Genomic DNA, 21422 nt, shown 5'->3' on the forward strand with positions numbered 1-21422 from the left:
ACTCCTCTTATATTCGTTAATTACATTATATCGAAGTTAATGTCACATTAAAAATTTTCTACCTCAAATGCCGTACAAACCATTCAACCGTTTCTAGCACCCCTTTTCGAGACACCTTATGCCCTGCATCCTTTTCCGCAATAAATGCCAAATGTTCCGGATTGTCAGCATACAACGGCTTTATCTCTTCATAAAATTGATAAGTAGGAGCGAATGGTACAACTTGATCCTTCATCCCGTGCCAAAACAAAAGGGGGCGGTTGCATAACGCTTCTTTATGTACGGATAAATCATACTCATACAACGCATCGAATTGCTGCTGAATTTCTTCTTCAGACAACGGAAAGGTATAGCCTGCTTTTTGATAGGAGTCCACAAGATATTTGAAAAATTCCTGATAATTTGGGCTGCCCATTAAACTGACAGCAGCTTTGATCCACGGATATTGAGTGAGCGCTCCAAGTGTAGCAACACCGCCCATGGAAGTTCCCGCTACCCCTATATTTTTCCCGTCAATCAATTCTTTTTCAAAAAAATAATTTTTTATTTTTTCGAGCTCTTTAACAGAACTGATAACAATATTCCAAAAATTTAAATTTAAGTCAGCCTCTGAAAGATTCTCATCCCTCTCTCCGTGAAATTTCGCATCAGGCAATACTACTCGTAAACCTTTTTCCGCCAAAAGATAGGCAATGTGCAAATTATGCTCTTTTGCGCTCGTAAATCCATGGATAAACACAACAAGCGGCAGCTCATCTTTTATAAAATCTTCTTTGCATACATGCAGTACAGGGATATTGTCCGCCATCGTATGCTCAACAATGACCTTCAATTAGGATGCTCCTTTCATTATTTTTTTGCTAAAATTAGTTTAACATGTGGACAAAAAAGATGGAAAAAAGATACACTAAATAAAAACAAAAAATGAGGAGAGATTATGGCCAAAAAACATTTAATCGCATTGGATTTAGACGGCACATTGCTGAAAGATGACAAAACGATTTCTCCTTTTACAAAAAATGTTTTGCAAAAAGCACAAGAAGAAGGGCATATCATATGCATTTCAACAGGAAGGCCGTTCCGCTCGAGCAAAATGTATTACGAAGAATTAAAATTAAAAACCCCGATTGTCAATTTTAACGGAGCCTTTGTCCATCATCCGCTGGATGAATCCTGGGGATTTCATCATACAACCCTTGATGTATCTGTTGTAAAAGAGATTGTAGAAATCGCCGAACAGCATCAAGTCCATAACATTTTAGCAGAAGTGCTTGATCATGTTTATTTTCATTACCATAATGAACAATGGTTGGATATTTTCAGTATAGGAAATCCGAAAATTGAAATCGGCAACTTAAAAGCTGTTTTAAATCGCGATGTCACAAGCATGTTAATCCATTCAGACGAAGAAAATGTCAAGCGGATTCGCCATTATTTAAATGAAGTTCATGCGGAAGTTGTAGACCACAGAAGCTGGGCTCACCCGTGGCATGTTATTGAAATTATCCGAGCAGGCATTAATAAAGCAGTCGGATTGCAAAAAATCGCCGAATTTTACAATATCCCTCGAGAGCAAATTATCGCTTTTGGCGACGAAGACAATGATTTGGAAATGATCGAATATGCGGGATTAGGCGTTGCAATGGGAAACGGAATTGAGCCGCTCAAAGAGATTGCTGATGAAATTACGCTGACAAATGAAGAAGACGGAGTTGCAAAATTTTTAAAGGAATTGCTGTCCCTTTAATCTTTGCAAAAGTCCAAAAGTTCGATTATCTTTTTACACCTCACAACAATTGACAAGGATTTAGTGTTTAAAAAGGGATACCCTATAATTGACGAACTCATTTCGTCAATGATCAAAAGGGGGATTCAAACTTGGGCAAACGGAATAAATCGAAACGATTCATTGAGCAAGGAAAAGGTGCTGTCAAAAAACATGATGAAAAGTTTCCATACCGTATGACGTTTGCCGAATCAGAAGCAAGAGTCAATAACGAAGCAAGCTTCGAAGGATAATGCCCTTCCGTTCATTTTCGAATCCTTTTAAGGGCTGTTTTTATAATGAACAGATCGAATTTGAACAGAACCAATCTTTGTACAGCATCTGCATCGAGAAAAAATCGAGCAGGCATAACACCATCCAGAATACCGATTGTACGGCACATTTTGAACAAGGAATAAATATGAAATGGACGAAACGAGCTCCTCTTGTTTCGTCCATTTTTTCTTTTTTTGTCCTTCTTTTTTAAATTTTCAGTTTGCACAAATTGTATTGTTTTCTATTTGTGATCAAGATAGACTATATGTAAATGAAAAAAAGTAGGTGTGATTAATGAATATTCACATTATCGCTGATAGTGCTTGTGATCTGCCTGTTTCTTTTTTAAACGATCAAGGCGTTTCTTTCATCCCTCTTCGTGTCCACCTTGGCGAGAAGGACTATGAGGATCAATTGACAATCAAACCAAAAGAAGTTTACGACTATATGAGAGCTGGAAACGTTGCTAAAACATCACAAGCATCACCGGAAACAATCACCAATCAATTTGAAAAGCTGGCGAAAGACAATCAGCCGGCGCTGTATATTGCCTTTTCTTCCGAATTGTCCGGTACATATCAAACTGCCGTTATGGTTCAGCAGCAATTGCTTGAAAAATATCCGAATTGGAAACTGCAAATTATCGATTCGAAATGTGCTTCACTTGGGTATGGACTTGCTGTCCGCTACACCATTCAATTAGCAAAACAAGGACTTGATTTAGAACAAATGGCAAATGCAGTAAAAGAGTATTGCAGTCATATGGAGCACATTTTTACAGTTGATCGCCTGGAATATTTGGCTCGCGGCGGGAGAATCAGCAAAACATCTGCGTTTGTTGGCGGACTGCTAAATATCAAGCCGCTTTTGCATGTCGAAGAAGGAAAGCTGATCCCGCTGGAAAAAATCCGCGGGAAAAAGAAGCTTTACCGGAGAATTCTTGAGCTGATGGAAGAGCGTGGAGACGGATTGAGTGAACAGACAATCGCCATCAGCCATGGTGATGATGAAGAAGCAGCTCTCGAATTAAAACAATTAATTGAAGAAACGTTTCATCCAAAAGAAATTATCATCCATACGATCGGTGCTGTCATTGGTGCACACTCTGGCCCCGGCACCCTTGCTGTATTTTTTCTAAATAAACATATTCAAGAAGCTTCATGGAAATCATAAGTATATAACAGTATTGAAAGGAGCTTCCTGAATGTCCAAAACAAGCGATAATGATAAAAAAGCTGTAGACAACAATGCAAAACGACACGAAAAAAATCTATTGAAGGAAAAAAATCGAGAGCTTGGAAAACGGCAATACTCAAAGAAAACGGATCATTTATAATGCCCGCCTGTCGGGCTTTTTCTTTTTTTGAAATATCTCTAAAGGCGAGTCTTCCACTTCTTCTATCCAGACGTTCTGAAAGAAAAAGACGCTTTCTTATCTTACAGTATGCATCTTTTCTCTAGCTTTTGTTTTCATTTTTGTCTAATAAAACATGGGCGGGGCAATAACTTTCAATTTGATTAGACCATTCATTTCATTAAAAAACAGAGAAATCCAGAACGTTTCCATATTCGAAAGCGGAGGTCATTTTTTTATATGTAAGAGGAAATGACAAACATGTGGGAATCTATCCTTTATTAATGTAAGATATTGTAAAATAAGTATACAAGAGGTGGCACAATGAAGAAACATGAAATTTCCGTGTATCTTACAAAAGAGATGGAGCCGGAATATGTCATTTCCCTTGTCCATGAAGCGATTAAATTTAACAGCTACATTTTATTCCAAACAAAAAAGCTCCAATTAAATGCGAAAAGCGTTTTAAGCATGCTCGGTTTTTCCGCCTTTTTAGAAGGTCATGTAGTCATCAGCGCTGAAGGAGAAGATTCGCTCGAAGCAGTAAAAAACTTACAAGACTTTCTTTCCCCTAAATGTTCTAAAGCGACATCTTTAGCTTAATTGCATTTAAGCAGATATTAATTTCCTTGCCGTTGCTTTAAGTAACGGTTTTTTCATTTAATTTGCGAGGAACCCCTAAAAGAGTTGTTCAACTGAACGACATTCACTATAATGAATGTAAATAACGTTATTGGAGGTAAAAAGTTGGCTAAGGAGAATTCATTTGACATCGTCTCAAAAGTGGATATTGCCGAAGTGAACAATTCCATTCAAATGGCGAAAAAAGAAATTGTAAACAGATATGATTTCAAAGGATCTAAAAGCGATATATCCCTAGAAAAAGATGAGCTTGTGCTAATCTCTGACGATGAATATAAGCTGAATCAACTAAAAGATGTATTAGTAAGCAAAATGATTAAACGCGGTGTCGCAACCAAGAATATTCAGTACGGGAAAATCGAAAAGGCTTCAGGAGGCACTGTCAGACAAAGAGCCAAACTTGTCAACGGAATTGACAAAGAAAACGGGAAAAAGATCAATGCGCTGATCAAAAATACCGGGCTAAAAGTAAAAAGCCAAATTCAAGACGACCAAGTCCGGGTAAGCGGCAAAAGCAAGGACGATTTGCAAAAAGTGATTGCAGCTGTGAAAAGCGCCGACTTGCCGATCGACGTACAATTTATTAATTTTCGCTAGCTTTGCCCTGTTCACAAAATTGAAATTTTATATTGATTATTTTGATAAAATTCGTTAAATTAGGATTAATCCGTTGTTTTAAAATTTCATACGGTAAAGCGTTCTTATCAAGAGAAGCGGAGGGACTGGCCCGATGAACCTTCAGCAACCGGATTACCCAAAAACTTTGGGTACCAAGGTGCTAAATCCAGCGATGCGTAAATTTGCGCTCGGAAGATAAGAAGAAGGGGAAAATGTTCAAGAAAAAGTCTTCTTCTTAGAAGGCTTTTCTTTTTTATATAGGTGTTCGCCTCCTTGCAGGCGCCTATTTCATTTGATTGGAGGACTTTTTATGGGGCTTTTACAAGATTTACAGAATCATATATTAATTGCCGACGGAGCAATGGGGACTCTACTATACTCATTCGGAATAGACAGATGCTTTGATGAGCTAAACGTTTCAAAACCGGAAGAAATAGAACGGATTCATTCAGCCTATTTAGACGCAGGCGCAACTGTTATTCAAACAAATACATACGGCGCCAATCGCATAAAGCTTGCCAGATATGGGCTGGAAGATGATATAAAGATCATCAACCAAAAAGGGGTTGAACTTGCAAAGAGGGCGTTACAAAAAGCGGAAAACAAAGGGTATGTCATCGGAACAATCGGCGGCATCCGTTCGTTTCAAAAAAGCGCCTTCACGCTATCTGACATTGCCGAAAATTTTCGTGAGCAGCTTCATGTCCTTTTATCCGAAAACGTAGATGGCATTATTTTAGAAACCTATTACGACTTGGAAGAACTGAAAACCGTTTTGCAAATAGCTAGAAAAGAAACGGATTTGCCCATTATCACAAATGTTTCTTTGCACGAACAAGGCGTCTTTCAAAATGGAACAAGATTGGCAGACGGTTTGAAAATGCTTGAAGAACTTGGTGCAGATATTGTCGGCCTCAATTGCCGTTTAGGCCCTTATCATATGCTGCAATCTCTGGAAGAAGTGCCGCTGTTTGAACATGCCTTTTTATCCGCTTTTCCAAACGGCAGCCTGCCAAGGTATGAAAACGGAAGATTAGTTTATGAATCAGATGAACACTATTTTTATGAAGCGGCTCTTCAATTCCGAAAACAAGGTGTCCGGCTTCTCGGCGGATGCTGCGGAACCGCGCCGAAACATATTCGGGCAATGGCTGAAGCTGTATCAAACCTCCCTCCTGTCACAGAGAAAGAAGTAAAAGAACGAAATGTTCCAATTCATGTTTTACCTATGAAAGAAAGTCAAGAAACTCCTCTCCCAGATATTGCAAAAAACAGACGCTCAGTGATTGTAGAATTGGACCCGCCGAAAACGCTCGGCTTGGAAAAATTTTTAACAGGAGCAAAAGCGTTGAAAAAAGCGGGGATTGATGCAATTACGCTTGCGGATAATTCCCTTGCTACACCAAGAATCAGCAATGTTGCTTGCGCAAATATTGTGAAAAGCCGTTTCCAGCTTCGCCCGCTCGTTCATTTAACATGTCGTGACAGAAATTTAATCGGCATTCAATCCCATTTAATGGGGCTGCATACGCTTGGCCTGCACGATATTTTAGCGGTCACCGGCGACCCGTCCAAAATCGGTGATTTTCCGGGTGCAACCTCTGTCTATGATTTATCATCGTTTGATTTAATCAGCTTAATTAAGCAATTTAATGAAGGTTTGTCATACTCCGGAAAATCACTTGGTCAAAAAACAAACTTTACTGTAGCCGCCGCCTTCAATCCGAACGTAAGACATCTTGATCGCGCAGTTCAGAGACTTGAGAAAAAAATCAGCTGCGGAGCCGATTATTTTATTACGCAGCCGCTCTACTCGGAGAAGCTGATCGAAGAAGTATATGAAGCAACAAAACATCTGAATGTTCCGATATATCTCGGGATTATGCCGTTAATAAGCAGCCGCAATGCTGAATTTATTCATAACGAAGTGCCAGGCATTAAATTGTCCGATTCGATTCGCGAACAGATGCAAAAAGCAGGCAATGATAAAGAAAAGGGGAAACGAGAAGGACTTGCCATTGCAAAATCGCTTATTGACGCAGCATTTGACCTGTTTAACGGCATTTACTTAATCACTCCGTTTTTGCATTATGAGATGACAGTCGAGCTGACGGAATACATTCATGAAAAAGAAAAGGCAAAACGAGAAAGGAAGATTTCCCATGTATAACATAAAGGAACAGCTGGAGAAAAAAATTTTAATACTAGACGGAGCCATGGGAACAATGATTCAAGCTGCAGAATTATCTGCGAAAGATTTTGGCGGTGAAGAATATGAAGGATGCAACGAATATTTAAACATCACTTCCCCTGAAACGATTGTCCGTATTCATGAAGCGTACCTTGAAGCAGGCGCTGATATTATCGAGACAAATACGTTTGGCGGTACAAGCATCGTCCTCGAGGAATATAACTTGGGGCACCTTGCTTTTGAAATAAATAAAAAAGCAGCGGAGATTGCAAAGCGCGCTGCAGAAAAATATTCAACACCGGATTGGCCTCGTTTTGTGGCAGGATCAATGGGGCCAACGACTAAAACGCTCTCCGTTACAGGCGGCGTCACATTCCAACAATTGGCAGAAGCTTATCAAGTTCAAGCGGAAGGACTGTTAGAGGGGGGCGTTGATGTACTTCTCCTTGAGACAAGCCAAGATATGCTCAATGTAAAAGCAGGTTACTTAGGAATTCAACGAGCTTTTCAAAAGCTCAAGAAAGAAGTGCCGATCATTCTGTCCGGAACGATAGAACCGATGGGAACAACTCTTGCCGGTCAAGATATTGAAGCGTTTTACATTTCAGCTGAACATATGAATCCAATTGCCGTCGGCTTAAACTGTGCGACAGGTCCTGAATTCATGACCGATCACATCCGCACATTGTCTGAAATCGCCAATACCGCTGTCAGCTGTTATCCGAATGCCGGACTGCCTGATGAAGAAGGTCGCTACCATGAATCACCGGAATCTTTAGCAAAAAAAATCAGAGGGTTTGCAGAAAGAGGCTGGCTTAATATGGTCGGCGGCTGCTGCGGAACAACTCCCGAACATATTCGCGCAATAAGGGAGGCAATGGAAGGCTTAAAACCGCGAAAAATCGTCAAAAAGCAAAATCAACATACGGTATCAGGCATCGAGCCCCTTCGCTATGATGAATCAATGCGCCCGCTGTTTGTCGGTGAACGCACAAACGTCATCGGTTCGCGTAAATTCAAGCGTCTCATTGCGGAAGGAAAATTTGAAGAAGCAGCGGAGATCGCCCGCGCTCAAGTGAAAAACGGCGCCCACGTCATCGATGTCTGTCTCGCAGATCCGGACCGAAACGAGCTTGAAGATATGGAAAACTTCATCCGCGAGGTTGTAAAAAAAGTAAAAGCGCCGCTTGTCATTGACTCAACCGACGCCAATGTCATCAGAAAAGCGCTCGAATACTCACAAGGGAAAGCGATCATCAACTCGATCAATTTAGAGGACGGCTTAGAACGGTTTGAAGAAGTTCTCCCGCTTGTGAAACAATTCGGTGCAGCTGTTGTCGTCGGAACAATCGATGAAGACGGAATGGCTCTGACTGCGGAGCGAAAGCTGGAGATTGCCAAGCGGTCTTATGACATTTTAGTCAATCAACACGGTATAAGTCCAAGCGACATTATTTTTGACCCACTCGTCTTCCCTGTCGGCACAGGTGATGAGCAATATATCGGATCTGCCCAAGAAACGATCGAAGGGATCCGTTTAATTAAAGAACATCTTCCCGGCTGTTTAACTATTCTCGGGATCAGCAATGTTTCTTTCGGGCTTCCGCCGGTCGGCAGAGAAATATTAAACGCCGTTTTTTTATACCATTGCACACAGGCAGGGCTCGATTATGCGATCGTCAATACGGAAAAATTAGAGCGGTACGCTTCGATCCCTGAGGAAGAGCGGAAGTTGGCAGAAAACTTATTATTTGAAACAAATGATCAGACGCTCGCACAATTTACGAACTTTTACCGCGACAAAAAGAAAGAGGAAAAAAAGCCGAAAACGGAATTAACCTTGGAGGAACGGCTCGCACAATACGTTGTGGAAGGAACAAAGCAAGGATTAATCGAAGACTTACAACTGGCACTAGAAAAATATGATGATCCTCTCGATATCATCAACGGGCCGTTAATGAAAGGAATGGAAATTGTCGGCGAACTGTTTAACGACAATCAGCTGATTGTTGCTGAAGTGCTTCAAAGTGCGGAAGTGATGAAAGCATCTGTCGCCTTTTTAGAACCGTATATGGAAAAAAAAGATGACAGCGGCAAAGGAAAAGTCATTTTAGCTACAGTCAAGGGCGACGTCCATGACATCGGCAAAAATTTAGTTGACATTATTCTTTCCAACAACGGCTACCGCGTCGTTGATTTAGGCATTAAAGTTGCGCCGCAGCAGCTGATTGAAGCGGTCAATAATGAAAAGCCTGATATTATCGGTCTTTCCGGACTGCTCGTCAAATCAGCCCAGCAAATGGTGTTAACAGCACAAGACTTAAAAACAGCCAACATTTCGATTCCGATTTTAGTCGGCGGTGCTGCATTATCACGCAAATTTACCGATCAAAAAATTTCACCGGAATATGACGGTCCTGTGTTATATGCGAAAGATGCAATGGACGGGCTGTCGCTTGCCAATAAGCTGAGAGAAAACCCGGATGCTTTCCTTGAGAAAAGAACGGTCGCAGTTGAGGAAAAACAGAATAGACAGAAAAGCAGCAAACCTGTTATGATCATTGAAAAAAAATCATCTGTGTCCAAACCGACCGTATATCATCCAGCTGACTGCAATCCACACATTATTCAAAACATTGATATTGCCCAAGTCGTCCCGTATGTGAACATGCAAATGCTTTTAGGACACCATCTCGGATTAAAAGGCAATGTCAAACAGATGCTTCTGGAAAAACAGGAAAAAGCGGTAGAACTAAAAAATGAAATAGATGAATTGCTGCGTTTAGGGAAAGAATATGGCTGGTTCCGTCCATCTGCTATTTATCAATTTTTCCCGGCCTATCGCGAAGGAAACTCCATTCACATTTTAGATCCGGCTGCAAAAGATAAAATCATTGAGACGTTTACATTCCCTCGGCAGGAAAAGCCGCCGTTTTTATGCATTGCCGACTATGTAAGCGAACGGTCAGATGAAACACCGCATGATTATATCGCCCTGTTTGCCGTAACTGCTGGAAAAGACATTCGCAGCATCGCCATGCAGTTTAAAGAAAGCGGTGAATTTTTCCGGAGCCATGCGATTCAAGCATTGGCGCTGGAGCTGGCAGAAGGTCTTGCAGAGCGGACGCACCAGCTGATCCGCGACCGATGGGGCTTCCCGGATCCGCTTGACTTCACAATGCAGGAACGGTTTGCAGCAAAATACCAAGGTCAGCGCTATTCATTTGGCTATCCGGCTTGTCCAGACTTAGAAGATCAAGCGAAGCTGTTTAAGCTGTTAAAGCCTGAAAAAATCGGCATCCAGCTGACGGAAGGCTTTATGATGGAACCGGAAGCATCCGTCTCTGCCTTCGTCGTCTCACACCCTGAAGCTCGATATTTTAATGTCCTTTAATATTTCGTCTCGCCGTTAAGGGCAAGCTATTTTCGGATGCATATGGATAACGAAGTGCTCGTTTAGCAATTCGTTATCCATTTTTTATTAAATCGCCTCAAAGCTTTTCCTAACCATAAGCTTGAATAAATTGTATTAAAATAGCCTATTGCGGTTTCCTATCCGCCCGCTGAATGAAAACAACTGTTATAAACATTAGCACGATAACGGTTATCGACAAAAATAACCATTTTCTCAATAAAAATGGATCCCAAACAGGCGGATCGAATAGAAAGATGTGCGGCCATGGATAAATTCTCCTAACGTAAGCACTTCTAAAACCGTGTAAATCATGATAATCGTTAGAGAAATCTCAATGTTTATAATCAGCACGATAAGTGATGTGCCAAAAAGCATATAGAATAATACTAAAATCATAAAATGAATCACGTTAAGACCAGATAACGAAGTCATCCCGTATTTCATCACAAAAACGGTACATAAATGAAAAACCCCGATAATATTGACAATCAAGTACTGGAAGAAATCCATCCCAAACCGTTTTTAGTAATATGGAACTAACGTTTCATACGCCCCTTCTTCATACATTTCACTCAGCCGATACATAAGGCACCAGCAAGTAAACGGTATAAAAAACCCTTGAATAATAATGATATTACTGTGAATATCATCTTCCTCTCTTGGAACAAACAGAATAAGCAACATAGATAAGCTAAACATCACAGCAGGGACAAAAAAAGTGAGCCCATCGTCTTTCGGTCAAATACAAAGGTGCATAATTGCTTTCTAAATAATCTCTCATTTTAGTTCAACCCCTAACAACGGCTAAATACCGATCAATTAGTCTTGGTGCGACTTGTTTCGCCCCTTCTTCCTCTTTTTTCGCAAACACCCGTACATTCACGTCGTCTCCCTCTTCGAGAAGCTGAATCACTTCATTTTCCGCCATGATGGTATCCAATTCATTCGGCGAGACACGATATTCCCATACATATCTTTCCGCATGGGCTTTCAGCTCGGCTGGCGTTCCTTCGAATAGGACGTTCCGCTTTTTAAAACACCGATCTTTGTCCATAAAAACTCAATATCTTCGACAATATGCGACGAAATGATGACGGTATGCTCCAAACCAAGGTTTTTTAGCAAATTGCGGAAGCGAATCCGCTCTTCAATGTCCAATCCCGCTGTCGGTTCATCAAAAATTAAGATCGACGGCTTTCTCATTAACAGCTGTGCGATTCCCACCCATTTTCTCATTCCGCCGGATCATTCCATCATTTTCTTGTTTTCATGCCCTGTCAGATTTACCTTTTTAATAGCCTCCCATATAGTTGGAAAAATTCAAAAATATGTAAAATTTTTCTGTAAATTAATGGAGTTCATCATTTATAATTTTTGGTAGAGAGGCCTCTTCACTTTCTTCCCCTAAGATGGTTGCAACAGGGTTAACGTTAAAATAGAAAGGAGGATGACAATGGCAACCTTATTCTGTCAGGTGAAATGCATCGCAACATGCGGTGCTGCATGTGCAGCTGACACAGTCTCACCGATCGCAGACGTATTAGGGTTTGCAGCAGGGGAAGCACGCTTCTTTAAAGCTTAATATCTTAATAGGCCAAGAGCCATGACGCATTTTGTGGCTCTTGGTACTTTATAAGTGAGGAGGAAGTGAAATGATTAAATTTTTAACTGAACCATTATTATTTGATACCGAGAAAGGTAATTATTGTTATGACAACAGTACGAGAATAGTTATTCCAGTAAATAAATCAGAAAAAAACTTTTTGTCGGCAATTAAGATAGGTGACACCATTCATGAAGAAGACTTCAAAAAAAATAATCTAAATGAATTGCTTCATAAAATTGTAAAATATAACCTCTTTCAATCAGATTTTCAATTGCCAAAAATCACTGAACAATTTATTAAAGAAAAACTACTGACAGAGGGAATATCGCATCTATGCTTAATTGTTACCGATGCTTGCAATTTCAGATGCAAATATTGTATTTACTCTGATCATTATTTTTATTCAAAGAATTTTTCAAATAAACGTATGGATTTTCAAACCGCAAAATCCGCTATTGATTACTATATGAATGTAAATATAAAAAGTATCCAATACAACCCCAATTTAAGCATATCCATTGGATTTTATGGAGGAGAGCCTTTAATAAACTGGAAACTTATAAAACAGGTTGTTGAGTACACCAACGATAATTACAAAAAGGTATTTGACAATATTTTCTTTTCAATAACAACCAATGCATATTTATTAACTGAAGACAAAATCAATTATATGTTTGATAAAAATTTTTCTATTTCTGTAAGTTTAGACGGTGATAAGGAAAATCATGATAGAAACCGGGTTACAATCAATGAAAAGGGAACGTTTGACAGAGTTTTTAAAAATCTGGCTTTAATGGATGATATATATCGGGAAAAAGTGAGACTAAATAAACCGGTACTACCTTATGGAATATTAATAACTTATGATAATTTAACAGATTTTGGTAAATTAGATAAATACTTTATGGAGCATCCTGAACTGGATAAGCGGATTCAGCGAGTAAACAGGGTAAGTAATATAAATACTGAGTACTATAAAGGTGTCCAGTTGGAGCAATCCTATTTAGAAAGAAGAAAAGATTTTATCAAAGGACTCATTGAAAGAGCGAAAGATAAACAGTTTGAAAAGAAAGCAACTAACTTTTCCAAAACAATTCTTAAAAGCATCATCTTCGATCCTATGATGAATACTGCTTATAGCAATAATGAGTTAAGAGGTACTTGCCTGCCTGGAATCCATAAATTGGCTGTAGATAGTGATGGAAATTTTCATATGTGCGAAAAAATTAATCCTCATTATCCTGTTGGAAATATAGAAACCGGCTTGGATCCAACTAAGCAAGCTAATTACATGAATAATTTTTTCTCTGCTTTAGCAGGATGCAAAAATTGTAATTTAAATAATATTTGCAACCTTTGCTATGTAATAACTGAAACTGACGGACAAGGATTTCAATTAAAAGACACTTTTTGCAAAAACTTTAGAGAAGGAATTATAAATTCTTTCTCTACATACTACTCTATTTTAGAAAATAATCCGGGAATATTTCAAGAGATTAGAGAATAAGGAGAGGAAACGTATGAACTTTAAACTTCATCCGGAAGTCATATTTTTGAAGGGAAATGAAGGGGCGGTACTTTATCACTTAATAAGCGGAAAGAAATTTCAATTTAATAAAACTGATGCCGAAGCTATAGAATCATTAAATAATAACGAACAGGATAAAGAAAACATTCCTGATAAATTAATAGATTATTTATTGGAACATGATTTAGGTGCTTATTATCGTGATGGTGTATACTTGGAAAAAATAAAAACAAGTAGAATTGCTACATTAAAATACGATAAATTAATCCCTTTTAGACTAAATCGATTGGTAATTGAGTTAACCGGGACGTGTAATTTAAAGTGTTTATTTTGTACCGAAGAAAATGTAATCTACAGATCATGCGGATGTAAAAAATGGCCGGCCAAAGAAGAGATGAATTTCAATGAGTGGAAGGATATAATTGATCAAAGCATAAAACTAGGGATACAGGAATGCTTTATAACAGGAGGAGAACCATTTTTAAAATGGCATTTATTAAAAGAACTGCTAAATTATCTTTTTAAACACAAAATCAACGTTACCATTTTTACAAATGGCACTTTAATAAATAACGATATTGGCCTGTTCTTAAAAGATCAAAATGTTTCATTAGCTTTGCAAATTTTCAGTTCCAAAAATAAACAATATGAAAAAATCACCCAAGTTGACGGCTCTTTTGAACGTATTCAGGAAACTTTTAGAATAATTGATACACACAAAATACCTCATACTGTTTCAATAATAGTCTCTTCTTTAGATGATTCTTCTTTTGAAGAGATTCAATCAAAATTTGGAAAGAGAAATTACCAAAATATCTATATATATCCTACAAATAAATATTACTCTATTAGCAGAATAGCTGAAATGATGAACCCTGAAAATAGAGAAATTCCTATCAATTTGAATTCAGTTCCCTATTTAAAAAAATATAACAACTGTTTATACGGCCAAATCTTTATTTCCTCTGACGGCAAAATTTATCCTTGCATGATGATAAGGGATTATGAGTTGGGAGATTTAAAAAAAGAGAAACTTTGGGAAGCTTTCCACAGAAAAGAATACAAAATTTTTTGGGAGATGTCTAAAACGAAAATTCAACATTGTTCAAATTGTGAGAGAAATTTATTTTGCTTTGATTGCCGTGCGCTAGATTATTTTAAATCCAAAAGGATTGATGGAATGGTCTATTGCAATAAAATAGAAAAATCAACGGTTACCTCTACTAACTAAACCGGGGCGATATATATGAACAACAGCGTAAAATTATTGTTTAGCTATTTAAAAGAATTTAAAAAGAGCTTGTCTATAGCTTTTCTTTTATTAGTTGTTCTTTCTGCAATCACTGTACTTCCAGGATTAATCATTAAGAATATTTTTGATTTTGGAATAGCAAAAAAAGATTATCACTATGTTCTTTTATTCAGTGCAATACTTGCATTAATATATGTAATTAAGAGTATGCTCAACTATTTTTCCAATGTAGTTTTTACAAAAGTAAGCCAGAATATAGTGTTGAAGCTTCGGCAAAATATATCAACAAGACTGCTGAAACTGCCTATGGAGTTTTTCAATTTTTACCCCAGCGGATATATTACATCAAGATTAAATGAGGTAAATAATATAGGGGGATTGTTTTCTGCCAACACATTTAAAATTTTGCTGAGTTTTTTTGAACTGTTTGCTACCCTTATTATTCTGGCAGCAATCAATTTCAAATTAACATTAATTTTATGTCTGCTAATGCCGGCATATTACATCATTTCAAACAAATTCTTGTCTTCAATATTTCATATATCTACTGAAACAGCTGAAAAAAGTGCCGTTTTAAACAACAAAATACAGCAGTCAGTACAGGGTATCGAAGAAGTCAAAAATCTCTCGGTAGAGGATAAGGAAACAGAAAAAATCAATTCAGCAGCTAAAGATCTAGTGGATGCCAATATTAAACAATCAATCTTTTATTCAATTGGTATGGAATTAATTGTTTTGGTTGGTTCACTGTCCTCTGTTTTATTAATCGTTATGGGTGGAAAAGATGTCATAATAAATAGTATGACAATAGGCGGGTATATGGTATTTATGAACTACCTTCCCAGACTGTATTCGCCAATTCAAAATATATCGGCTACTGTTCTAACGATCCAGCCGGCATTAGTAAGTTTAAAAAGGCTCCATATATTTATTGAACAAATAGGAGAGGACGAGGAACAGAATAAAGTCAAAATAAATGATATTAAGAGCATTGAGTTTAAAGGTGTATCTTTTAGGTATAAAGAAGACCAGCCATATATCTTGAATAATGTAAGTTTTTCGCTAGCCCCTGCTGATAAGCTTTTAATAAAGGGGAAAAATGGAACCGGCAAAACAACAATACTTAGAATATTAATGGGATTATATAATGTGCAAAAAGGAAAAGGACAAGTTCTTATAAATGGAATACCGATTGATGACATAGATAAAAAATCGCTTCGGAAAAACATTGGCATCGTATCGCAAAAAATATATTTATTTAACGATACAATTGAAAACAATATTAAATATGGTGTAGAAAACGTTGATTCGAATACTTATATGGAAGTGCTGAGAACGACTGGTTTAGATGATATTATAGAAAAATTGCCTGATAAAGAAAATACATTAGTTGGGGAAAACGGAAAAAATTTATCAGGAGGCCAAATTCAAAGAATTGCTATTGCCAGAGCCCTTTTAAAAGGGGCAAACATCATTATGTTTGATGAAGCAATTTCTCATATGGATTTTAGCGGTAAAGAAAAGATAAAGAAATTAATTGAAAGCGGCTCATCAAATTCCATTTTTATCATTATAGACCATAGCAATGATTTTGACACAGTATGCAACAAAATCATTCACTTACATGATCATCCACAAGGCGAAGCAACAATCGCTGCCAATTAGCAAAACTCATGACTTCAACCTAAAATCCGTAAATACCGTTCGCATTTTGCAAATTGCCCGGATTTTGTGCACTTTGGGCAATTTGACTCCTCCCCGATCCATGCCCCAGCCTGCGGGAAAAATCCATTACTCCTTCTGGGTGTAAGGGGAAGTATTTGAGGCTCGAATGAAAAAACCGAGGCAGGCGCCCCGGTTTCTACCATTCTTTTGCTTTGAGCTTAAAGAGTTTTGAAGAAAAATCGCCCGATTCATTGACCCCGAAGCGGGCATCAAAGATATTGTTCGTCAGCTGAATGCCGACGTTCATCAGTTCATCGCCAAAAAATGTGTTTTCGACTCCTTTTATTTCATATTCAAAATCGCCATTTAACCCTTTTAACAGAATGCGTGAATATCCGTGATTTGGTTTTGCCAGCACTTGGTAGTAACCTACAAGCTCTTCTTTTTGATCTTTTGAAACAACCATACATGCCGTCACATTTCCGTCCCCGTCAAATGGGCTTATTAAGCGGTAAAATGTTCCTTTTTGAATCCATTTGCGATGATCTTTATTCGATATAATCTCGCGATATTAGTTGAAAAAGAATATTTAAAATGATGAGATTCATCGAAAAAATAAGTTTATCTTTTAAGATACTCAATAAAAATAATGTCTTTCCTTCTAAATATTTATCAGGAATCAGTTTTATATTCTCCGATTTTATTTCTCCATCTTATCATTAATTTCCATTTAAGCCACTTTATTATTAACATTTCATCACCCAAAAGCCATTCTGTTATTAACGGTTCGCTTTTTCCAAATGTCATATCAAATATTCTCCATTTTATTTTATAACCAAATACTGTTACTTCACCTAAATATAACCATAAAACAGATTGTAGTATCAATAGTTTTTTGAAAAATCATTTTTTTCTAAAAATATACCGTTAATCAATTTTTGTTTATTATTCCCGTCCACTTCCCATACTAACTGTATACTTACTTGTTTTAGGAGGAGGTTTTTATGGTTCAGCAGCAAAATCAGCCAAATACACTTCCGCCTCAACAGCAAAATGTGCAGCCGGGGATTGAATCGTTTATGAATCCAAGACCAATCTTTGATGATCCTTCTTATCAAGGCAGCGGAAAGCTTGCAGGAAAGACAGCGGTCATTACCGGCGGCGACAGCGGCATCGGGAGGGCGGTTGCGGTGCTGTTTGCCAAAGAAGGTGCCGATGTGGCCATCATTTACTTAAATGAGCATGAAGATGCAAAGGAAACAAAAGGGTATGTTGAACAGCTCGGGCGCAAATGTCATTTAATAGCCGGCGATCTCGGCGACGAAGCATTTTGCCAGCAAGCGGTGAAGGGAGCAAAAGATCAATTTGGAAAAGTGGATATTTTAGTAAACAACGCAGCCGAGCAGCATCCGCAGCAAGGAATTGAATTTATTACAGCAGAACAGCTTGAACGAACGTTTCGGACCAATATTTTTTCGTTCTTTTTCATGACAAAGGCTGTTCTTCCCCATATGAAGACAGGCAGCACGATCATAAATACGACATCTGTTACAGCCTATCATGGAAATGAACAGCTCATTGATTATTCGGCAACAAAAGGCGCCATTGCGTCATTTACCCGTTCTCTTGCTTTATCATTGGCCCCTAAAGGCATTCGAGTCAACGGTGTAGCGCCAGGACCCATTTGGACACCGCTCATCCCTTCTACTTTTGATCGTACAAAAGTAGCTTCTTTTGGCTCCAACACAGCGATGAAGCGGCCCGGACAGCCGATGGAAGTTGCGCCTGCTTATGTATATTTAGCAAGTGACGATTCTACTTATATGACAGGGCAAATTCTCCACGTAAACGGCGGCACGATCGTAAATGGTTAATCTGCAAAAAGGCCCCAAAATCCAATACTTTGGGGCTTTTCTATTTGTAAATAGCTCTGGCATATCTGAGAGCAATATCCACATGGCCAGATCAATATGCTAAACAAAAGTCATCGATACATGTTCACTCCTGTCAGATGCTGATAAATGAATTCCACTGGATTATTAATTTCTGGAAAATTCTACAGACTGCATCAATCGCTTTCAAATCCAAAGTAAAGAAGAAAATTTCGTGGCATTCAATATTTTGCTTGACGGTATGTCCTGAAAAATAAGCAAAATTTTTTACAAGCCCCTCTCTTCAGCGGCTCCTTCAATGAATTAACGGGATCTGTTTCTTGTAAAGAAATGAACCAAGTAATAAAAAGCCGTGCCTGCTACAAGTGAAAGAATTAAGCCTAACCAGGTCGCTTCCGCTACAAATTTACTTCCCTCTATTTTGATGACATATAAGGGAAGGTTCAGAATCTTCGGACTTGATTCAATATGGGTGATGCCGGATAACCGAATAATAAAAGGAGTTATTAGAACTATTAAAGCGTACAGAAAAACTAAACTGATTCCGCCCATAAGCGCTCTAAAGAAAGTTGTCCTAACATCTTCCTCATTTCTTCTATTGATTTTATAATTTTTTCTATCAGGCCATTTGAGGACAAAAAGAGCAAATTACATAACGATGTTAAAAATAACATCTTCACAAAAAAGCTGTCAGTCATATTTATTCACACTATCGACACTGCTATTGACGGGAAATGCACAAATTTATTTCAGAATTAAAATATATTACATAAAAATACTTCAAAAATTGATTATTTGCCGAAGTCCAATATATTTCATTCCCTCTTTATAATTCATTGCGATATATCCCGTCTCATGAAAAATTGGAGGCCAGGCTGCTAATAGCACTTTTATCATTTGAAAACAGGCCTTCTTAAAAAAATATTTTGAGAAAACAAATATAGAAAAATCCCGCCTGCAACATATATAAAATCAATATAATAACTTTGCGAAATGAAATAATGTAAAAAAGAATCAATGATTGCCACAATGACAAGGATTATAATTAACGCTACAGCCTTATTCCCGTCATGAATTCTCGCTATAAATCCGGCAAAGGTTGAGAGCATTGTGACGAAAAAAATAGAAAAAATTCCGGTTAATTGCGGAAGAAAATCTTGATTTAATATAAAGCAATTTAAAACTACAAATAAAAAATAAATCATAAAATTTACTGCTATTGCCATGAATATTCTCGGAAAAAAATAGACGGAAGCCGGTGCATTGATCATAAATATGGAAAGATTATATTGTCTAAAATGCATCCCAATACATAAAGGCAAAACAATCATAAGTTCTTTTAAACCTAAATTCATAATAAATGAATATACAATGGCAAAGGTCATTGCATCCGAGAAAATATAAACCCCTATGGTGAGAGCATAGAGAATCGAGAACATAAGAGCCATTTCCGCAAAAAGTCGATTTCGAAAATAATAGATTGCTTCCAATACAAAATGAATAACGTAATGATTAAGCTTAAATTCCTTGCTTTTTATTTTTTTAGGATAATTACCTGTCTGGCTTTGCTGAAATAAACCAAATAAATACCTTCCCGATAAATTTTTTATCCCTATCCATAATATTAAAAGAGCGGCCAAACAACCGATCCAAAACAGAAAGCCGAAATTTCCTATACGCTCCGCCATATGTTTAGAAACAAAATGCAGCCCCCATATGATGGACATAAATAATAATGATTTGAAATAAAGTCCATCTTTATGTCTGCCCAGCCATTTTCCGACAATCAAAGAGGATAAAATCCAAATAAACAGGATGAACCAAAAAATAATAAACAACAAAAGAAGAACTAGAAAAATATGAAAGATATGTATTTGAATATGTTTTATATAAAAAGAAATGAGCAAAGGCAAAAATGTGAAAAAAATGAAGATGTTAAAAAAGACATATAACAAAAAATAGCTTCCCGCAACAAATTGACCCGCATTAATAGAAGTGTTTAAAAAGAAAAAGGCATACTCCTTTCTTTTTAACTTTTCCCTGGAAAATATCATAAGGAAACATGCCAATAAGATGCTGAACACCAAAATTGAATCAAAAGCGTCTGTCTTATTCAATGGAATGAAATCCAAATATTGAAATAAAATTAAGGCATATACGACATAAAGGAGAATCGCTCCTAAAACAACTGCCAATAAATGAGTCGGGTAGTTCAAAAAGATATTTTTTGCTTTTTTAACCTGTTTCGGAATCTCGATCCTCGCTATTATCTCGAACATCGGGGGCATTTAAAATCTCCTCTGCTTTCAAGTAATAATCCTTGTTTGCCTCTTCATATATTTCTTCCAAAGACATTCTGCCAAACTGCTCAAATACTTGATCCCGCGTACAATTTAATTTTACTTTTCCGTTTCGAAGCAAAATAACCTTGTCGTACAATTCTTCCCCAAAACTAAGGTGATGGGTGGACAATAAAATCCCGATGCCTTTTGTTTTTAAAAAATGAAGAGTTTTTCGCAAGATAATGACCATATCGGGATCCAGCCCGTTCGTCGGCTCGTCAAAGATGACAAATTCACTTCCTTTAAAAAGCTGTGAAACAATTTGTGTTTTTTTCTTATTGCCATGAGATAAATTGCTTATCGGTATATGCAGATACCTTTCAAGTTCAAAAATTTTTATAAGCTTTTCTAATAACTGATGGTCTACCTGATGTTTAAATGAGTTTTCGATTAAAGAGAAGTATTCTTTCGGCGTCAAATAATCGAAAAGAGCAATCTCATCTGAAATATAGGAAACATTTTCCTTCAAATAATCCACATCTTCAGAAACATTCAAATCAATCTTTTTGTTATTTACGGATAAAGTACCGACATAATCCATTAATCCAAAGAGTGATTTAATAATGGTTGTTTTCCCCGCCCCATTATGACCTAATAATAATGTGATTTGAGAAGGCATGATGGTCACTTCTATATTTTTCAGCTCAAATTCATCACCGTGTCTCTTGTGTTGAATATATAATGACAGCATTCTATATTCCCCGCTTTGCAGTTGATTGGAAACATTCAATTATGATAGATTGAAGAAGAGAAAACGGGATCATGTTTTCTATCCTTTTTTCTTCACGTAAATGCACTGTCCAGCGATCAACAATAACTGAAAATAGTTCTTTTATTTTGTATAAAGATACTTGTGCTAAAACCACTGCTTATCCC

General features: G+C 37.5%; 18 protein-coding genes, 1 pseudogene and 1 riboswitch. Of the genes and pseudogenes, 13 read left to right on the forward strand and 6 right to left on the reverse strand.

Annotation, left to right across the window (positions count from 1 at the left end):
* Positions 1 to 58: 58 nt before the first annotated feature.
* A complete protein-coding gene (locus ACVIJU_RS15950) occupies positions 59 to 808 on the reverse strand; it encodes an alpha/beta fold hydrolase (RefSeq protein WP_066248429.1) in 750 nt (249 codons plus the stop codon).
* 129 nt (positions 809 to 937) lie between these two features.
* Here ACVIJU_RS15950 and ACVIJU_RS15955 point away from each other — a divergent pair, with 129 nt between their 5' ends.
* The 8 genes from ACVIJU_RS15955 (at position 938) to metH (ending at position 10240) form a co-directional block, all read left to right on the forward strand.
* Positions 938 to 1747 carry a Cof-type HAD-IIB family hydrolase gene (locus ACVIJU_RS15955; protein ID WP_130158455.1) on the forward strand — a complete coding sequence of 270 codons (810 nt, stop codon included), beginning with the start codon at positions 938 to 940 and terminating at the stop codon, positions 1745 to 1747.
* Positions 1748 to 1878: 131 nt separating this feature from the next.
* Positions 1879 to 2019: a hypothetical protein gene (locus ACVIJU_RS15960; RefSeq protein ID WP_063387024.1), complete on the forward strand. Its 141-nt coding sequence runs from the start codon at positions 1879 to 1881 to the stop codon at positions 2017 to 2019.
* A gap of 316 nt (positions 2020 to 2335) precedes the next feature.
* Positions 2336 to 3214, forward strand: coding sequence for a DegV family protein (locus ACVIJU_RS15965; RefSeq protein WP_063387026.1), 879 nt, complete (start codon positions 2336 to 2338; stop codon positions 3212 to 3214).
* Positions 3215 to 3245: 31 nt separating this feature from the next.
* Positions 3246 to 3377 (forward strand): DUF3941 domain-containing protein, encoded by a 132-nt coding sequence (locus tag ACVIJU_RS15970; protein ID WP_082829462.1) that lies wholly within the window; start codon positions 3246 to 3248, stop codon positions 3375 to 3377.
* Between the two features lie 342 nt (positions 3378 to 3719).
* Complete coding sequence (locus tag ACVIJU_RS15975; RefSeq protein ID WP_063387027.1) at positions 3720 to 3998, forward strand: HPr family phosphocarrier protein; 279 nt, start codon at positions 3720 to 3722, stop codon at positions 3996 to 3998.
* Between the two features lie 144 nt (positions 3999 to 4142).
* Positions 4143 to 4634, forward strand: coding sequence for a YajQ family cyclic di-GMP-binding protein (locus ACVIJU_RS15980; protein WP_063387028.1), 492 nt, complete (start codon positions 4143 to 4145; stop codon positions 4632 to 4634).
* A 101-nt stretch (positions 4635 to 4735) separates the two neighbouring features.
* Positions 4736 to 4857, forward strand: a riboswitch (SAM riboswitch).
* A gap of 108 nt (positions 4858 to 4965) precedes the next feature.
* A complete protein-coding gene (locus ACVIJU_RS15985; RefSeq protein WP_094245331.1) occupies positions 4966 to 6825 on the forward strand; it encodes a bifunctional homocysteine S-methyltransferase/methylenetetrahydrofolate reductase in 1860 nt (619 codons plus the stop codon).
* The gene (gene metH, locus ACVIJU_RS15990; RefSeq protein ID WP_144596634.1) at positions 6818 to 10240 is read left to right on the forward strand and encodes a methionine synthase; all 3423 of its coding nucleotides are present in this window, start codon (positions 6818 to 6820) and stop codon (positions 10238 to 10240) included. Before ACVIJU_RS15985 ends, metH begins: the two co-directional genes overlap by 8 nt.
* Before the next feature lie 234 nt (positions 10241 to 10474).
* On the opposite strand, the gene ACVIJU_RS15995 is transcribed toward metH, so the two are convergent.
* A complete protein-coding gene (locus ACVIJU_RS15995; RefSeq protein ID WP_242009261.1) occupies positions 10475 to 10753 on the reverse strand; it encodes a hypothetical protein in 279 nt (92 codons plus the stop codon).
* A gap of 295 nt (positions 10754 to 11048) precedes the next feature.
* Positions 11049 to 11563, reverse strand: a pseudogene (locus tag ACVIJU_RS16000) (ATP-binding cassette domain-containing protein); the annotation flags it as partial.
* A 151-nt stretch (positions 11564 to 11714) separates the two neighbouring features.
* Between ACVIJU_RS16000 and ACVIJU_RS16005 the strand changes: the two are divergent.
* The 4 genes from ACVIJU_RS16005 to ACVIJU_RS16020 all read left to right on the forward strand — a co-directional run bounded on the left by ACVIJU_RS16005 (position 11715) and on the right by ACVIJU_RS16020 (position 16312).
* Positions 11715 to 11843 carry a huazacin family RiPP peptide gene (locus ACVIJU_RS16005; protein WP_158640141.1) on the forward strand — a complete coding sequence of 43 codons (129 nt, stop codon included), beginning with the start codon at positions 11715 to 11717 and terminating at the stop codon, positions 11841 to 11843.
* A 70-nt stretch (positions 11844 to 11913) separates the two neighbouring features.
* A complete protein-coding gene (locus ACVIJU_RS16010; protein WP_339229434.1) occupies positions 11914 to 13374 on the forward strand; it encodes a radical SAM protein in 1461 nt (486 codons plus the stop codon).
* 13 nt (positions 13375 to 13387) lie between these two features.
* Complete coding sequence (locus tag ACVIJU_RS16015; protein ID WP_066248394.1) at positions 13388 to 14626, forward strand: radical SAM/SPASM domain-containing protein; 1239 nt, start codon at positions 13388 to 13390, stop codon at positions 14624 to 14626.
* 15 nt (positions 14627 to 14641) lie between these two features.
* On the forward strand, positions 14642 to 16312 hold the full coding sequence (locus ACVIJU_RS16020; RefSeq protein WP_456687768.1) for an ABC transporter transmembrane domain-containing protein: 1671 nt from the start codon (positions 14642 to 14644) through the stop codon (positions 16310 to 16312).
* A gap of 196 nt (positions 16313 to 16508) precedes the next feature.
* On the opposite strand, the gene ACVIJU_RS16025 is transcribed toward ACVIJU_RS16020, so the two are convergent.
* Complete coding sequence (locus ACVIJU_RS16025) at positions 16509 to 16790, reverse strand: GH36 C-terminal domain-containing protein (RefSeq protein WP_456687769.1); 282 nt, start codon at positions 16788 to 16790, stop codon at positions 16509 to 16511.
* 526 nt (positions 16791 to 17316) lie between these two features.
* Between ACVIJU_RS16025 and ACVIJU_RS16030 the strand changes: the two genes are divergently transcribed.
* Positions 17317 to 18186, forward strand: a complete 870-nt coding sequence (locus tag ACVIJU_RS16030; protein ID WP_066248403.1) for an SDR family oxidoreductase — start codon at positions 17317 to 17319, stop codon at positions 18184 to 18186.
* 911 nt (positions 18187 to 19097) lie between these two features.
* Here the strand turns inward: ACVIJU_RS16030 and ACVIJU_RS16035 are convergent.
* Together ACVIJU_RS16035 and ACVIJU_RS16040 are read right to left on the reverse strand one after the other, a co-directional pair.
* Positions 19098 to 20492 (reverse strand): hypothetical protein, encoded by a 1395-nt coding sequence (locus tag ACVIJU_RS16035; protein WP_456687770.1) that lies wholly within the window; start codon positions 20490 to 20492, stop codon positions 19098 to 19100.
* Positions 20440 to 21237 carry an ATP-binding cassette domain-containing protein gene (locus tag ACVIJU_RS16040; protein WP_456687771.1) on the reverse strand — a complete coding sequence of 266 codons (798 nt, stop codon included), beginning with the start codon at positions 21235 to 21237 and terminating at the stop codon, positions 20440 to 20442. Before ACVIJU_RS16040 ends, ACVIJU_RS16035 begins: the two co-directional genes overlap by 53 nt.
* Positions 21238 to 21422: the final 185 nt, after the last annotated feature.

The sequence above is a fragment of the Aeribacillus sp. SP014 genome (assembly GCF_054055575.1).

Coding starts and splice junctions, on each gene's coding strand:
- ACVIJU_RS16035 (WP_456687770.1), bottom strand. CDS start 20,492: ATGCCCCCGATGTTCGAGATAATAGCGAGGATCGAGATTCCGAAACAG.
- ACVIJU_RS15955 (WP_130158455.1), top strand. CDS start 938: ATGGCCAAAAAACATTTAATCGCATTGGATTTAGACGGCACATTGCTG.
- ACVIJU_RS15985 (WP_094245331.1), top strand. CDS start 4,966: ATGGGGCTTTTACAAGATTTACAGAATCATATATTAATTGCCGACGGA.
- ACVIJU_RS15965 (WP_063387026.1), top strand. CDS start 2,336: ATGAATATTCACATTATCGCTGATAGTGCTTGTGATCTGCCTGTTTCT.
- ACVIJU_RS15975 (WP_063387027.1), top strand. CDS start 3,720: ATGAAGAAACATGAAATTTCCGTGTATCTTACAAAAGAGATGGAGCCG.
- ACVIJU_RS16010 (WP_339229434.1), top strand. CDS start 11,914: ATGATTAAATTTTTAACTGAACCATTATTATTTGATACCGAGAAAGGT.
- ACVIJU_RS16015 (WP_066248394.1), top strand. CDS start 13,388: ATGAACTTTAAACTTCATCCGGAAGTCATATTTTTGAAGGGAAATGAA.
- metH (WP_144596634.1), top strand. CDS start 6,818: ATGTATAACATAAAGGAACAGCTGGAGAAAAAAATTTTAATACTAGAC.
- ACVIJU_RS15970 (WP_082829462.1), top strand. CDS start 3,246: ATGTCCAAAACAAGCGATAATGATAAAAAAGCTGTAGACAACAATGCA.
- ACVIJU_RS16040 (WP_456687771.1), bottom strand. CDS start 21,237: ATGCTGTCATTATATATTCAACACAAGAGACACGGTGATGAATTTGAG.
- ACVIJU_RS15950 (WP_066248429.1), bottom strand. CDS start 808: ATGGCGGACAATATCCCTGTACTGCATGTATGCAAAGAAGATTTTATA.
- ACVIJU_RS16005 (WP_158640141.1), top strand. CDS start 11,715: ATGGCAACCTTATTCTGTCAGGTGAAATGCATCGCAACATGCGGTGCT.
- ACVIJU_RS16030 (WP_066248403.1), top strand. CDS start 17,317: ATGGTTCAGCAGCAAAATCAGCCAAATACACTTCCGCCTCAACAGCAA.
- ACVIJU_RS16020 (WP_456687768.1), top strand. CDS start 14,642: ATGAACAACAGCGTAAAATTATTGTTTAGCTATTTAAAAGAATTTAAA.